The sequence below is a fragment of the Bifidobacterium pullorum subsp. gallinarum genome (assembly GCF_000741215.1).
Classification (GTDB): Bacteria; Actinomycetota; Actinomycetes; order Actinomycetales; family Bifidobacteriaceae; genus Bifidobacterium; species Bifidobacterium pullorum_B.
This window is the reverse complement of record NZ_JGYX01000005.1, coordinates 281,083-295,550: the sequence shown is the minus strand read 5'-3', so window position 1 is coordinate 295,550 and position 14,468 is coordinate 281,083. Positions and strand designations below refer to the sequence as shown.

General features: G+C 63.7%; 10 protein-coding genes and 1 other RNA gene. 8 read left to right on the top strand and 3 right to left on the bottom strand.

Annotated elements, in window-relative coordinates; all coding sequences use genetic code 11:
* Positions 1-74: 74 nt before the first annotated feature.
* The 5 genes from BIGA_RS07000 (at position 75) to BIGA_RS06980 (ending at position 6,291) form a co-directional block, all read left to right on the top strand.
* Entirely contained in the window at positions 75-1,142 is a 1,068-nt protein-coding gene (locus tag BIGA_RS07000; RefSeq protein WP_033507892.1) for a LacI family DNA-binding transcriptional regulator, read from the top strand.
* A 310-nt stretch (positions 1,143-1,452) separates the two neighbouring features.
* Entirely contained in the window at positions 1,453-2,472 is a 1,020-nt protein-coding gene (locus BIGA_RS06995) for a glycoside hydrolase family 43 protein (RefSeq protein ID WP_033507894.1), read from the top strand.
* Between the two features lie 516 nt (positions 2,473-2,988).
* The gene (locus BIGA_RS06990; protein ID WP_033507895.1) at positions 2,989-4,293 is read left to right on the top strand and encodes an ABC transporter substrate-binding protein; all 1,305 of its coding nucleotides are present in this window, start codon (positions 2,989-2,991) and stop codon (positions 4,291-4,293) included.
* Positions 4,294-4,438: 145 nt separating this feature from the next.
* On the top strand, positions 4,439-5,383 hold the full coding sequence (locus tag BIGA_RS06985) for a carbohydrate ABC transporter permease (RefSeq protein WP_033507896.1): 945 nt from the start codon (positions 4,439-4,441) through the stop codon (positions 5,381-5,383).
* A complete protein-coding gene (locus tag BIGA_RS06980; RefSeq protein WP_033507897.1) occupies positions 5,380-6,291 on the top strand; it encodes a carbohydrate ABC transporter permease in 912 nt (303 codons plus the stop codon). The genes BIGA_RS06985 and BIGA_RS06980 overlap by 4 nt, the downstream gene beginning before the upstream one ends.
* Before the next feature lie 134 nt (positions 6,292-6,425).
* Here the strand turns inward: BIGA_RS06980 and BIGA_RS06975 are convergent, their stop codons facing one another.
* On the bottom strand, positions 6,426-7,475 hold the full coding sequence (locus tag BIGA_RS06975) for a LacI family DNA-binding transcriptional regulator (protein ID WP_033507898.1): 1,050 nt from the start codon (positions 7,473-7,475) through the stop codon (positions 6,426-6,428).
* A gap of 232 nt (positions 7,476-7,707) precedes the next feature.
* Here BIGA_RS06975 and BIGA_RS06970 point away from each other — a divergent pair, with 232 nt between their 5' ends.
* Positions 7,708-8,775 (top strand): glycoside hydrolase family 43 protein, encoded by a 1,068-nt coding sequence (locus BIGA_RS06970; RefSeq protein ID WP_033507899.1) that lies wholly within the window; start codon positions 7,708-7,710, stop codon positions 8,773-8,775.
* A 160-nt stretch (positions 8,776-8,935) separates the two neighbouring features.
* On the opposite strand, the gene BIGA_RS06965 is transcribed toward BIGA_RS06970, so the two are convergent.
* Positions 8,936-11,203, bottom strand: a complete 2,268-nt coding sequence (locus BIGA_RS06965) for a transglycosylase domain-containing protein (RefSeq protein ID WP_081929551.1) — start codon at positions 11,201-11,203, stop codon at positions 8,936-8,938.
* A 243-nt stretch (positions 11,204-11,446) separates the two neighbouring features.
* Between BIGA_RS06965 and BIGA_RS06960 the strand changes: the two genes are divergently transcribed.
* Positions 11,447-12,589, top strand: coding sequence for an inositol-3-phosphate synthase (locus tag BIGA_RS06960; protein ID WP_033505465.1), 1,143 nt, complete (start codon positions 11,447-11,449; stop codon positions 12,587-12,589).
* Between the two features lie 277 nt (positions 12,590-12,866).
* On the opposite strand, the gene glf is transcribed toward BIGA_RS06960, so the two are convergent.
* A complete protein-coding gene (glf, locus tag BIGA_RS06955; protein ID WP_033505548.1) occupies positions 12,867-14,045 on the bottom strand; it encodes a UDP-galactopyranose mutase in 1,179 nt (392 codons plus the stop codon).
* Between the two features lie 217 nt (positions 14,046-14,262).
* Here glf and ffs point away from each other — a divergent pair.
* Positions 14,263-14,359, top strand: an RNA gene (gene ffs, locus BIGA_RS09340) — signal recognition particle sRNA small type.
* The last annotated feature ends 109 nt before the right edge of the window (positions 14,360-14,468 follow it).

Genomic DNA, 14,468 nt, shown 5'->3' with positions numbered 1-14,468 from the left:
GTCCGCGCAACGGCGGCGCCGGGCCGATTGTACTATCGTTGTAGATGAATGAGCGTACGGAACGGAGGGAACCGATGGCGCGCAAGGAGAGCGATCATGCCGTGACGATGCGTGACGTGGCCGAGGACGCGGGGGTGTCCGTCAAAACCGTGTCGAACGTGGTGAACAACTACCAGTTCGTGTCCGCGCGCACGCGGGACAAGGTGATGGCCTCGATCGACAAGCTCGGATACACGCTGAACGTGACGGCGCGCAACCTGCGCACCGGGCATACGGGCATCATCGGCCTGGCCGTGCCGGATCTGGTGATGCCGTACTTCGCGCAGCTGTCGTCGCTGGTCATCGAGGAGGCCAAGAAACTGGGCATGCGCGTGATCGTGGAACCCACGCTGTACTCGCGCGAGGGTGAGCTTGAGGCGTTGCACGGCGCGCAGCAGGCCATGCTCGACGGGCTGATCTTCAGCCCGCTGGAGCTCGGGCAGGATGACGTGGCCGAGCTGGATGTGGACTATCCGCTGGTGCTGATCGGCGAACGGATCTTCACCGACACGGTGGATCATGTGGCCACCGAGAACGTCGAGGGCGCCAAGCGCGCCACCAAGTACCTGCTGCAGACCGGGTGCCGACGGCTGGCCGTGGTCGGCACGCATCCGGGGGAGCAGGTCGGCTCGGCGGCGCTGCGCCTGCAGGGCTACCGTGAGGCGCTGGAGGAGATGGGCGTCCCCTACGACGAGCGGTTGGTGGTGCCCTCGAAGATGTGGCACCGTGATGACGGCCTGCACGCCATGAATATGCTGCTCGACTCCGGCGTGGTGCCGGATGGCGTGGTGGCGTTGAACGACATGCTCGCATCCGGCGTCATGCACTCGATCCAGCTGCACGGGTTCCGGGTTCCCGACGACATCTCGGTGATCGGTTTCGACAATTCCGACGATTCGCAATACCTGACCCCGTCGCTGACCACCATCGCCCCCGGTCTGGAGGCCGTGGCGCGGCTGTCCGTGAGAGTGTTGCGCGACCGGATCGACGGCGTCTCGCCGTTCGGTGCCCCCGAAGGCACCTCGGTGTTCCGCAAGGTATCCTCCACGCTGGTTGTGCGCAACTCCACACGCCCGATCCCCGACGGCGGCCTGCGGCTGTAGTCGGACGGGCGGTGGCTGCGCCTGTGGGGCGTATCCAACCGTGAAAGCGGGCGGCCCATGGGCGTGTTGTCGCAGCCGTGCGACGACACGGACGCGAGGCAAGTGGCTGGAGGGCGTGTTGTCATAGCCGTGCGACGACACGGACGCGAAGCGGATGACTGGGGGCGTGCCGTCGCATGACGGCGGCGTATCTGCAACAAAGGCTCCGGCAATCGTCCCGCGACACTCTGACCGATTTGTTCCAACGATGTAAATCGACTATATTCAACGTTGTAAACAACGAAACCGATGGATTGATGAGGTTGAAACAATGGCTGTTTACAACAATCCGATCGTGCTTCAGCGTGCGGACCCATGGGTGCTCAAGGTCGACGGCGAATACTACTTCACCGCGTCGGACCCGGAGTACAACGTCATCGCGATCCGCCACGCCTCCGCGATCAACGACCTGCAGAAGGCCCCCGAGACCATCGTGTGGCGCAAGCATGAGTCCGGCCCCCAGAGCAAGTACATCTGGGCCCCGGAGCTCCACCGCGTGAATGGCGCGTGGTACATCTACTATGCCGCCGCCGAGCGCGAGTTCGAACCCAACGGCATGCCGACGCACCGCATGTACGTGATCGAGAACACCGACGCCGATCCGACCACCGACAACTGGGTGGAGAAGGGCCAGGTCGTCACCCAGTTCGACACGTTCTCGCTCGATGCCACCACCGAGGTCATCGACGGCGTGCAGTACCTGGTCTGGGCGCAGAAGGATCCCGATATCCCGGGCAACTCCAACCTGTACATCGCCCGGATGGAGAACCCGTGGACGCTCGGCGGCGAGCCGGTCATGCTGACCAAGCCCGAGTACGACTGGGAATGCATCGATTTCCTGGTCAACGAGGGGCCGGCGTTCCTGTTCCACGACGACAAGATCTACATCACCTACTCGGCCTCCGGCACCGGCGTTCCCTATGCCGTGGGCCTGTTGACCGCCGACCGCGGCGCCGATCTGCTCGATCCGAACAGCTGGTCCAAGAGCCCGGTGCCGGTGTTCAAGACCTGCGCCGAGAACGGCCAGTACGGCCCCGGCCACAACTCGTTCACCAAGAGCGAGGACGGCACCGAGGACCTGATGGTCTATCACTGCCGCAACTACACCGAGATCAAGGGCGACCCGCTGTTCGATCCGAACCGTCACGCCCGCGTCGGCGTGGTGCGGTGGACCGAGGACGGTCCCGACTTCGGTGTGCCCGCCCCCGACGACGTGTGGACGCCGACCTCGACCGAGGTGCTGCCTGCGGACGGTGGTCCGCTGGCCGGCACGCCCGTCTCCCGCGACTGATGTCGCCGCCGTCGGTTTCGTCGGCGGCGATCGCAGATGCCCGCGGAGCCGTGGGCTGACTCTCTTTTCGCAAGGTGCCGTTTCGTCCGGGGTCGATTGGTGTCCCCGCGATTCCCGACGGGGCGGCATCCGAGTTGGCGGTTGCCGGTGGTCGTCCGACGCGGTCCATTGCAGTGACGGTGGCGTCGAGATGCGCCGCACCGGACCGGAGATCCGGTCGGTGTCGATTGCCGCAGTGCGATGGCGCCGGGGTGTTCCCCGTGAGCGACGCCAACCCTGCGTCCGCCTTGGTATTACACGGCGTGTCGCATAACTTGTACAACGATGGAAATCGCTGTACAATGCATATTACAACGTTGCAAAAAGCGTTGAGGCTACAGCAGCAGACAACGGTGTTGTAAGGCGCAAAACCGTCCGTTCGGTGGACCGCAAGCCGGTGGGATGGTGATATGGCCTGGCAGCTTCGAGCAGCGTCGATACAGTTCTGGTATCAATCCAGGAGATAAGGAGAAATCCATGAACATGAAGAAAAGCCTCGTCGCCGGCGTGGCGCTGACGATGGTCGCCTCGCTCGGCCTGGCCGGTTGCGGCTCCAACGGCGGTGTCGAGAAGACCGAAGACGGCAAGATCAAGATCACGATGTGGCACGGCTTCTCCGAGGCCGACGGCAAGACCCTCGAAGGCATCGTCGACGACTTCAACAACTCGCAGGACGAGTACTTCATCGATGCCCAGCTGCAGCCGTGGTCGACCATCGGCGAGACCATGGTCACCAAGGTCACCTCGGGCGATGGCCCGGACTTCGTGACCACCGGAGCCGACAACGGCCAGGGCTGGTCGCTGGACGGCACCTTCCAGTGCGTCACCGACTTCTATGACGATCCGGAGAACGAGACCGAGAACTACATCCCGAACGTCGTCGACCAGATCACCTTCGACATCGACGGCTCCGAGGAGAAGTGCGCCGTTCCGATGGGCTACGCGCCGACCGCCGTGTGGTACAACACCGACATGTGGGCCGAGGCCGGCCTGACCGAAGCCGACATCCCGACCACCTGGGACCAGCTGCTTGAGGTCGCCAAGAAGCTGACCAAGTCCGACGGCACGCAGTACGGCATCGCCCTGCCCGATCTGGGCTGGGGCTCCTTCCTCAAGGGCAACGGCAGCGGCGTGTACACCGTGGACGGCGAGGTCTCCATCAACACCCCGGAGAACAAGGCCTTCCTGGAGAAGATGCGTGACTTCTACAAGGGTGGCTACACCATCCCCGGCATGGACGAGACCGCCGCTCGCGAGTCCTTCGAGTCCGGACAGTCCGCGATGGTGATCGTCGGCCCGTGGGAGGACCAGGCCGCCACCGACAAGGGCATCGCCCACGACCTGTTCCCGGTTCCGGCCGGCGATGGCACCTACGTCTACCCGGACGGCACCTCCGGCTCCAACACCGGCTCCACCGGCCTGTACTGGTGGGTCACCTCGCAGGTCGGCGATTCCGAGAAGCTGCCCGGCATCTACGAGTTCTTCAAGTTCTACAACAACCATGACAACCAGGTGACCTGGTCGCTCGGCTCCGCCTACCCGCCGAACAACACCACCGTCACCGAGGAGGAGCTCTCCGAGCGTCCGCTGATCGCGAAGATCGCCCAGTACACCGACCAGTCCTTCATCGCCGTGGCCGGCCTGAAGGGCGGCTTCGGCGACATCATCGCCACGATCGACACCCTGACCTCCAACACCACTCGTACCGACGACGACATCCAGACGATGCTCGACGAGGCCGAGACCAAGATCCAGGGCTACCTCGACGAGTACGCCGAGTAATCGCCCCCGGATACCCCAACATCGCGGTCCGGCCCATCCGGATCGCTCCTGACACGCAACGGCCGCCGACGGCGCTCCGCCAGCCGCGGCCGTTGCCGTGCCTTATCCCGTTCCATCCAGACAAAGTCGTTTACTGGAGGAGTGCATGACCACCGCATCTTCTAAGGCGAACAAGCACACCGCAGTGGCGCATCAGAACAAGAAGGCCATCGCGCGCCGCAACCTGCGCGTCGGCCTGACGTTCACCGCCCCGGCCCTCATCGTGCTCGCCATCTTCGTCTTCTATCCGGCGATCAAGACGTTCATCACGTCGCTGACCACCGACCGCATCAACCGTTCCGGCAAGTTCGTCGGCTTCCAGAACTACATCGACCTGTTCCAGAGCGACGATTTCTGGACCGATGTCATCAACACGCTCGTCTACGCGGTGCTGTACGCGCCGATCGTCGTCATCGTCGCGCTGGCGTTTGCGCTGCTGCTCAACCGCAAGGACCTGAAGTTCGTCGGGTTCTTCCGCACCTGCATGTTCCTGCCGTTCGTCATCTCCCTGACCGTGGCCGCCATCGCCTGGCAGTTCATCCTCTCCCCGTCCCTCGGCCTGGTGCCCTACTGGCTGGACCAGCTGTTCGGCATCGAGGGCCTGAACCTGCTCGGCACCCGCGAGACCGCCATGGCCACCATCGTGTTCATCACGGTGTGGAAGAACTTCGGCTACTTCATGGTCATCTTCCTGGCCGGCCTGCAGGGCATCTCCGCCGAGCTGTACGAAGCCGCCAGCCTCGACGGCGCCAGCGCCTGGCAGAAGTTCCGCTACATCACCCTGCCGGCCCTGCGCCCGACCTTCAACTACGTCGTCATCTTCGGCCTCATCGGTTCGTTCCAGGTCTTCGACCAGGTCTTCATCCTGACCTCCGGCGGCCCGGCCCGCGCCACCGAGACCATCGTGTACCGCATCTACACCGAGGCGTTCGGCAACGGCAAGCTCGGCTACGCGTCCGCGCTGTCGTACGTGCTGCTGATCATGACGCTGATCGTCGGCCTGATCCAGCTGTACACCAACGCCAAGCATGAGAGGGAGGAGATCGCATGAGCTCCGCAACCATTTCCGCTGCGCAGGAGGCCGAGAACAAGCGCATCAACGCCGAGAACGAGCGTCTGCGCCGCAAGGCCACGACCCGCCGCCGCGTCGGTCTGGGCTTCAGCTATCTCGCGCTGATCCTGGTCACCATCCTGATGCTGTTCCCGCTGATCATCGTCGTGCTGGTCTCGTTCACGCCGAACGAGATCACCCAGACCTGGCCGCCGAAGCTGATCCCGAGCGCCTTCACCCTCGACAACTACATCGATCTGTTCGGCCGTCTGCCGATCGGCCGCGAGCTGCTCAACACCATCGTGTTCGCAGGCGCCGTGACCATCATCTCGGTGTTCTTCGACTCGCTGGCCGCCTACGGCCTGTCCCGCGTGGACTTCAAAGGCCGCGGCGTGCTGCTCGGCGTGCTGATCGCCACGATGATGATCCCGGGCATGGCCCTGCTCATCCCCGTCTACAAGCTGCTGGCGGACATGGGCCTGGTCAACAGCTACCTGGGCATCATCATCCCGCGTATGGCCGATGTCGGCGGCATCTTCCTGCTGCGCCAGTTCTTCATCTCGATCCCGAAGGACCTGGATAACGCGGCCCGCATCGACGGCGCCGGCGAGTTCCGCATCTTCGCCCAGATCGTCCTGCCGAACTCGATCCCCGCGATCCTGACGGTCGGCATGTTCAACTTCATGGGCAACTGGAACGACCTGCTCTGGCCGTTGATCATGACCTCCCGTCCGGAGACCCGCACCATCACCGCCGGTCTGGCGATGCTGACGGGCCACGGTTCCTCGGTCACCCCGTACGGCGTCGTGATGGCGGGCGCGCTGATCTCCGCCCTGCCGCTGCTCATCGTGTTCTTCTTCGTCCAGAAGAGGTTCGTCGAGGGCATCGCGATGACCGGTATGAAGTAATCCTCTTCCCTTCCTTTCCTCCTTCCGATACCGTTGGGCCGGTGTCGTCAGCAATGACGGCACCGGCCCAACGGTTTACAGGGTGAGGCAATTCACTGTTTGGACCTTCGCAACACCGTGAATTGGGGCGGTCGCTACGGCAACGAATCGGGCGCGCTGGATTCGCGCTCCACCAGCCTGGACGGCACCACCACTTCGGCGTATCCATTGGGCCCCGCCTCTTCGGGCACCCGTCCCTCGATGCGGTCGCAGAGCAGTTCCAGCGACATCCGTGCCACTTCCCGCAGGTTCGGATCCACGGAACTCAGCGAGGGGGAGAGATACTGCGAATCGGTCGAATCGTCGTAGCCGATGACCTTCACGTCCTGGGGCACGCAGATGCCGCGGCGCGACAGTTCCTGCATCGCGCCCATCGCCAGCAGGTCGTTCATGCAGACGATGCCGTCGGGGCGGATGCCGCCGTCCAGCATCCGGGCCACCGCGTCGGCGCCGTCCGGCTGGTACCAGATGACCGCCGGGATCTCAAGCGCCGGATCGTTGGGCAGCCCCGCGGCGGCCAGCGCCTGCCGGTACCCCTTGAGACGGTACGGCGACGAGCCGTAGTCCTGCTCCCACTCGTGCACGCCGATGATGGCGATGCGCCGGCATCCGAGTTCGATGAGTCGTGCGGTGGCGTTGCGGAAGCCGGTGGTGTTCTCGGTCAGGACGCGGTCGTAGGTGTCGAGCCGCAGGTGCTCGCCGATGATGACGAGTGGGTAGTCGACGTGGATGTCGGCGGCGTCGCTGGTGTTCAGGTGCAGCGGGCTGAAGATCAGACCGTCGGTCAGGGTGCTGAACGAGCCGTGGAGCACGTCGAGCTCGGTCTGGCGGTCCACGCCGGAGGGGTTGAAGATGACGTGCTTGCCCCGGGCCCGCGCCTCCTCCATGACATACGCGGAGAGTTCGGCGAAGTAGGGCATCCGCGGGTCGGGGATGGACAGGCCGATGATGTTGCTGTGCCCCTGACGCAGGTTCTTGGCCGTCATGTTGAGCGAGTAGCCGAGTTCGTCGATGGCGGCGAGGACCTTGGCCCGCGTGGAGTCGCGGACGAACGGGTAGTCGTTGACCACATTCGACACGGTTTTGACCGAGACGCCGGCGCGGCGTGCCACGTCGTGCATGGTGACGTGTCGTTGCTGTGTCATGGACGTCTCCTCGTCGTGACGGTGATGCGTGGTGTGCGATACCGCTACAGTATACGGTGCGCGACTGTGATTATGCTGTAGCTTCGCGTTTTTTCAACGTTTATATCGTTGCAGTGATTCTCGCTGCAACGATGGAGAGACGCGTGTCGCATCGTTGAACATCACGAGTGCGTCGTATAATAGTACAACGTTATATCTATCATCGTCCCACCTCACAGACGGGAGAGCGCCTATGGAAGCACAACCAACCGACCCCTACGGCTACCTGCTCGTTCACTTCCTCGAAGACCCCGACGGCTACGCCGAACGCATCTACATGGATCTGTCGGACGGCGACAATCCGCATCGTTGGATCCCCCTGAACGGCGGCGAACCGCTCCTGACCTCCACCATCGGCACCACCGGCGTGCGCGACCCGCACATCACCCGCAACCCGGAGACCGGCGTGTGGACCATCGTCGCCACCGACCTGCGCGTCTTCGGCGGCGCCGAAGGCCTCAGCGGACGCGAGATGTCGTCTTGGCACCACTGGTCGCGGCACGGCAGCACCGATCTCATGGTCTGGCAGTCGGACGACCTGATCCACTGGACCGGCCCGCATACGCTCGACGTGGCCCGCCGCCCCGACGGTTCGCGGCTGGAACTCGGCATGGCCTGGGCCTGCGAGAGCCTGTGGGTGCCGGACTACTATCCCGAGGGGCATGACGGCGGCCGCGGCGCCTTCGTCATCTACTGGTCGAGCACCGTCTTCCCCGACGACGACCGCGACCACACCACCGCCGACGTGCGCCCGCAGGTGCTGTGGGGCGTGACCCGCGACTTCACGCAGGACACCTACGAGTACGGCGGCGTGTTCATCGACACCGGCGGCGACTCGATCGACACGACGATGATCCAGCGTCCGTTGCCCGACGGCGGACAGCGGACCTACCGCATCACCAAGGACAACGCGTTCGGCAACGGCATCTGGATGGATTCGACCGACGCCCCGCGCTGGTGGGAGCCGGAGACGCCGTGGACGACCGTGCAGACCCGCATCGGCGCGGAGTACGCGGTCGGCGGCGACCCGGGCGGCGTCGAGGGGCCGGCCGCGTTCGCTTCGCACAGTGCCGACGAATGGTACCTGTTCGTCGACGTGATCCCGGAGATCGGATACCGGCCGCTGGTCACGGACGATCTGGACGCCGGTTGGCGACCGTTGCAGGCGGAGGACTACTACCTCTCGCCGCACACCAAGCATGGCGGCGTGATCGGCCTGACCCGCGCCGACTACGAGCGGGTCAGGGAAGCGTTGCTCTGATACCGGACTCTGACACAATGAGGCGGGGCCATCCCGGAGAAGGATGGCCCCGCCTCATCATAGGTCGGTATGGACGCGGGAATTGTGCTGGCACAGCCTCTGATATGCAGGTGCCATATCAGCGTCGGTTACGGTACATGGCGACAACCGGCAGCGGCTACTATGATTGCTCGGAATCGTCGTCCGTCTCGCCACCTTCGACTTCGGACCCGTCTCCGGACTCCTCTCCGGCGCCTTCGTTGCCGCTTGTGTTGCCGCTGCCTCCGCAGGATACATCGTTCGGATTGTTCTGGCAGTATTCCAGACGTTCCTGTTCGGCCTGCTCCTGCTGGCGCCGTGCTTCCTCCTCGGCTTGACGCTGGGCCTCCTCTTCGGCCTGGCGCTGGGCCTCCTCTTTGGCCTTCCGCTGCGCCTCCTGCATCTGCTGCAGGGTCTGGGATCCCAGACCCCACGAGCCGTCGGAGCCGCCAACCTTGCCGTGGTCCACCGCGTTCGGGAAGGTCTCGTTGTCGGTGCCGGCCAGCGCCTGCGTCATGTACTGCGTGAACAGATGCACCGGGTAGTCGCTGCCGCCGCTCCATCCGCCGAATGCGGGGACCTCCTGCGGGTTGCCGTTCGCATCCGGGTACCACATGGCGAATACGCTGACCACGGACGGGGTGAACCCGACAGCGCTGGCCGCGTAGGAGTCGTTGGCGGTACCGGTCTTCATGGCCAGGTTATGCCCGACGGCCAGGGCCTCGGTGGCGGTGCCGTTCTGCACGGTGCCGGTCATCGCCTTGGTGACCAGCGCGGTGTCGTTCGCGTCGAACACCTGCGTGGTGTCGGTCGGCGCCTTGTAGATGTCCTCGCCGTCGGTGTTCTTGACGGAGGACACGATGTGGATGTTCGGACGGTTGCCCTGGTTGGCGATGGTGGCGTACATGCGCGCCACATCCTTGGTGGTGAGCGCGTTGTTGCCCAGAACCGTGAAGGGGTTGGTGCCGTCCAGCGCGTCGCTTTCGGCGCCCGCCTCCTTGGCTATCTCGGCGATGCGCTGGGTGCCGAGCTTGGCCTGCACGTCCATATAGACGGTGTTCAGCGACTGCGCCGTGGCCGTGTACAGGTTCACGTTGCCGTAGCTCATGTTGCCGAAGTTGCCGACCGGGTCGGTGATGCCGTCGAACTTGCGCGGCGAGTTGCCGTTGAACACGGTGTCCAGGTTCACGCCCTCCTGGATGGCCCCCAGCAACGCCATCGGCTTCATGGTGGATCCGATCTCATACACCGACTGGGTGGCCTGGTTGAGCTGCTTGGACAGGTAGTCCTCGCCCGCGTACACGGAGATGATCGACCCGTCCTTGGCGTTGACGGAGATGGCGCCGAATTCCATGCCGTCGGGAATCACGCCCTGCATCCCGTTCTGCGCGGGGCTGACAACCGAGTACATGAGATCCTGTTTGGATTTGTCGATGGTGGTGACGATGGCGTAGCCGCCGGTGTCCAGCTGCTCGGCGCTGAACGTGCCGCTGCCGGTCAGTTCGTCGCGTACCATCTGCAACAGGTAGCCGTTCGCTCCCTGATAGGAGTTCTGCTGCGTGTACTCGATGGTCTGCGGGAACTGGGCCTCCTGCTGTTCCTGGGCGGTGATGTAGCCGTCCTCCTGCATGATGCGCAGCACGCGCGTGAACCGGGCCTGCGCCTGTTCGGGGTCGACGGCCGGGTCCCAGGACGACGGGGAGGGGATGATGCCGGCGAGCATGGCCGCCTCGGCTACGGTCAGGTCCTTGGCTTCCTTGCCGAAGTAGGCCTTGGCCGCGGCCTGGATGCCATAGGTGCCGCGTCCCAGATAGATGGTGTTCATGTAGTTGCACAGGACCTGGTCCTTGTCCTGCGCCTGCGCGATCTTGAGAGCCAGGATGGCCTCGCGCGCCTTGCCGAGGTATGAGGTGGTCTCGCCGAGATAATAGCGCTCGGCGTACTGCTGGGTGATGGTCGAACCGCCCTGCCTGGATCCGGTGGTCAGGTTGTTCCAGAACGCGCGGGCGATGCCGACGAGGTCGATGCCGCGGTTGGTGTAGAACGACCGGTCCTCGGAGGCCACGACGGCCTGCCCCACATAGTCGGGCAGGACCGAGCAGTCGATGATCTCACGGTTCTGCTCCGAGAACGTGCCGATGGGGGTGGTGCCGTCGGCGTAGTACACCGTGGTGTTCTCCGCCACGGCGATCGATTCCGGCTGGGGGATCTCGGTGGTGGCGTACAGATACGCGAACGCGCCGATGCCGAGCGCCAGCAGGGCGCCGGTGATGCCGAGCACCCATTTGAGGATGAGGTGCTTGCTTTTGCCTTTCGGCTTCGGGCCCTTCGAGCCGTGCGAACGGTGGATGCCGCCGCCGAAATGGCGTGCGGCCGGCGTGCGTTTGGCGGTACGAGTCTGTGAAACCATGAAGTCCAAGGTAGTAGCCGCCCCTGAGAATCCGTAGCGCTTGAGGCGAAAAGCGGCTTGCGGACGCGGTTTTTCCGCCGAACCCTCACAAATGGGCGGATGGCTGCGGACTGACCAAAATCTCTGCATGCTGTCTGGGAAAATGGTGGGAATCCGGAATGCTGCGTCATGTCGGTGCAGTGGCTGGGTAGGCTAGGACGGTGATATTGGCAATCACACTATCAAGTGGACAGAGAGGTTTTGATGAGCATTCGTGTGGCTATCGCCGGCGTGGGCAACTGCGCCTCATCGCTGGTGCAGGGCATCGAATACTACAAGGACACGGCCGACGATGAGAAGATCCCCGGTCTGATGCACAACAACTTCGGCGGATACCGTGTGCGCGACATCGAGTTCGTGACCGCGTTCGACGTCGATGCGCTCAAGGTGGGCAAGGACTTGTCCGAGGCCATCTTCGCGTCCCAGAACAACACGATCAAGTTCTCCGACGTGCCGGATCTGGGTGTGGAGGTGCTCCGCGGACCGACCTATGACGGTTTGGGCGAGTACTACCGTCAGATGATCGACGAGTCGGATGCCGAACCGGTCGACGTGGCGGCGGTGCTGCGCGAGAAGCGGGTCGACGTGCTCGTTTCGTACCTGCCGGTCGGCTCCGAGCAGGCCGATAAGGCTTACGCCCAAGCCGCCATGGATGCGGGCTGCGCGTTCGTCAACTGCCTGCCGGTGTTCATCGCCTCCGACCCGGAGTGGGCGCAGAAGTTCCGCGACGCGGGCGTGCCGATCGTCGGCGACGACATCAAGAGCCAGGTCGGCGCCACGATCACCCACCGCGTGATGGCCCGTCTGTTCGAGGACCGCGGCGTGCGCCTGGACCGCACCTACCAGCTCAATGTGGGCGGCAACATGGACTTCATGAACATGCTGCAGCGCTCGCGGCTGGAGTCCAAGAAGATCTCGAAGACCCGCGCCGTCACCTCCGTGGTGCCGCATGAGATGGATGACTACAACGTGCATATCGGCCCGTCGGACTATGTGGCGTGGCTGGACGACCGCAAGTTCGCCTTCGTGCGTCTGGAGGGCACCACCTTCGGCGATGTGCCGCTGAACCTGGAATACAAGCTGGAGGTGTGGGATTCCCCGAACTCCGCGGGCATCGTCATCGACGCCGTGCGCGCCGCCAAGATCGCGCTCGACCGCGGCCTGGCCGGCCCGGTGCTGGCTCCCAGCTCGTACTTCATGAAGTCCCCGGCCGTGCAGCATGAGGATAACGAGGCGCGCGAGCTGGTCGAGCGGTTCATCTCCGGCGAGGTGGAGGCCGACGAGGCCCAGCTGGACGCCGACGTGGCCGCCGCCAAGGCCGCAGGCAAGGACGTCTGGCGCGCCTGAGCCGATAAGGTAACACACGCCCCCGCAGGGATGACCTCTGCGGGGGCGTTTCGTCATGCAGCCATGACGACACACCCTTGAATCGGCGTCTCTGAGGGTGTGTCGTCATACGGATGTGACAACACACCCTCAGACGTAGCCCCTGCAGCGCGTGTCGTCATTCTCAACTGACGACACGCGCTCGTGGCAGCTATGAAATGGGCGTGTTGTCATACCGATATGACAACACGCCCATTACGGATGGCACAGGTGGAATACCCGTACCAGATGTCGGGTACTACTTGGCGAGCATGGGGTGAATCTGCTCCTCGTACGCGGTCAGTGCGGTGTCGATGACCTGGTGCATGTCGTAGTACTTGTAGGTGCCCAAACGGCCTCCGAACACCGTGTTCGGCACGGTCCTCTCGAGCTCCACGTACTTGGCGTACAGATCCTTGTCTGCCTCCGTGTTAATCGGGTAGTACGGCTCGTCGCCGCGCTCTGCGAACCGGCTGTACTCCTCCCAGACCACGGTGCGCTCGTGGTTCTGCGAATCGTGGCGTTCCGGGTTGAAGTTCTTAAACTCGATCGCGCGCGTGTACGGCACATCCGCGTCGGAGAAGTTCATCACCGGGCAGCCGAAATGGTCGTCCTCGTCGTAGCGGACCTCTTTGAAGTCCACCGTGCGCCACTTCAGGTCGCCCAATTCGTAGTCGAAGTAGCGGTCGACCGGACCCGTGTACACCACTGGCACGCCGGCCGCGTTCAGCGCGGCCTTGTTGTACGGCTGGGATGCGTCGAAGAAATCCACGCCCAACTCCATGGTGATGCGCGGATCGTCGATCATCCGCTCGAACCAGGCCGTGTACCCATCCTTCGGCAGGCCCTCCCAGGTGTCCTTGAAATACCGGTTGTCGTAGTTGAATCGTACCGGCAGACGATTGATGATCGACGCGGGCAGCTCGCTGGGGTCGGTCTGCCACTGCTTGGCCGTGTAGTTTTTGATGAACGCCTCATACAACGGGCGTCCAATCAACGAGATGCCCTTGTCGTTCAGGTTCTGCGGATCCTTGCCTGCCAGTTCGCCCGCCTGCTCCTCGATCAGCGCCTTGGCTTCAGCCGGCGTGTAGTGTGCACGGAAGAACTGGTTGATCGTGCCCAGATTCGTCGGCAGCGGATATACCTCGCCGTCATGTGTGGCGTACACGCGATGCACGTAGTCCGTGAATTCGGTGAAACGGTTGACATACTCCCACACGCGCTGATTCGACGTATGGAACAGATGCGCACCGTACTTGTGGATTTCGGCACCGGTCTCTTCGTCGAAGTACGAGTACGCGTTGCCGCCGATATGATCGCGCACGTCGATGATATGCACGCGCGCGCCAGCCTTCTCCACTGCCTGCTGCGCCACCGTCAGACCGAACAGGCCTGCGCCGACCACTACCAAATCCGGATACGTCACATCCTCAGCCATCATTACTCCTTGTCGTCGGGCTGTTATCGGTCGGCCGCGGAACGGCACGGACCTCGTGTACGTTTTCCTCCATGCTACCCACCGCCTTGGCCCAACCGCGGGTGGCACGGTTGGCTGCGCATGGAACGGACAAGCGGAAACGGCCACGGCATCGCGCGGTCGGCGTGCGGAAGGCACGCGGAACGCAGAGTCCTCGTCCCGGCATGGTGTACACTGGTGCAAGCCTCCATGTGGCGTTATGTCACCCAACTCCCCCAGGGCAGGAATGCAGCAAGGGTAAGTGGCCTCTGACGGGTGCGTGGAGGTTTTTCCGTATCCGACCGCGGTTTGTGCGGATTCCGACGCAAGGAACGGTAGATATCTACCCTGTCGGGAGTCATCTCGTAGAGTCGTGGGTATGACAGACGAACAGCAGATGCATTC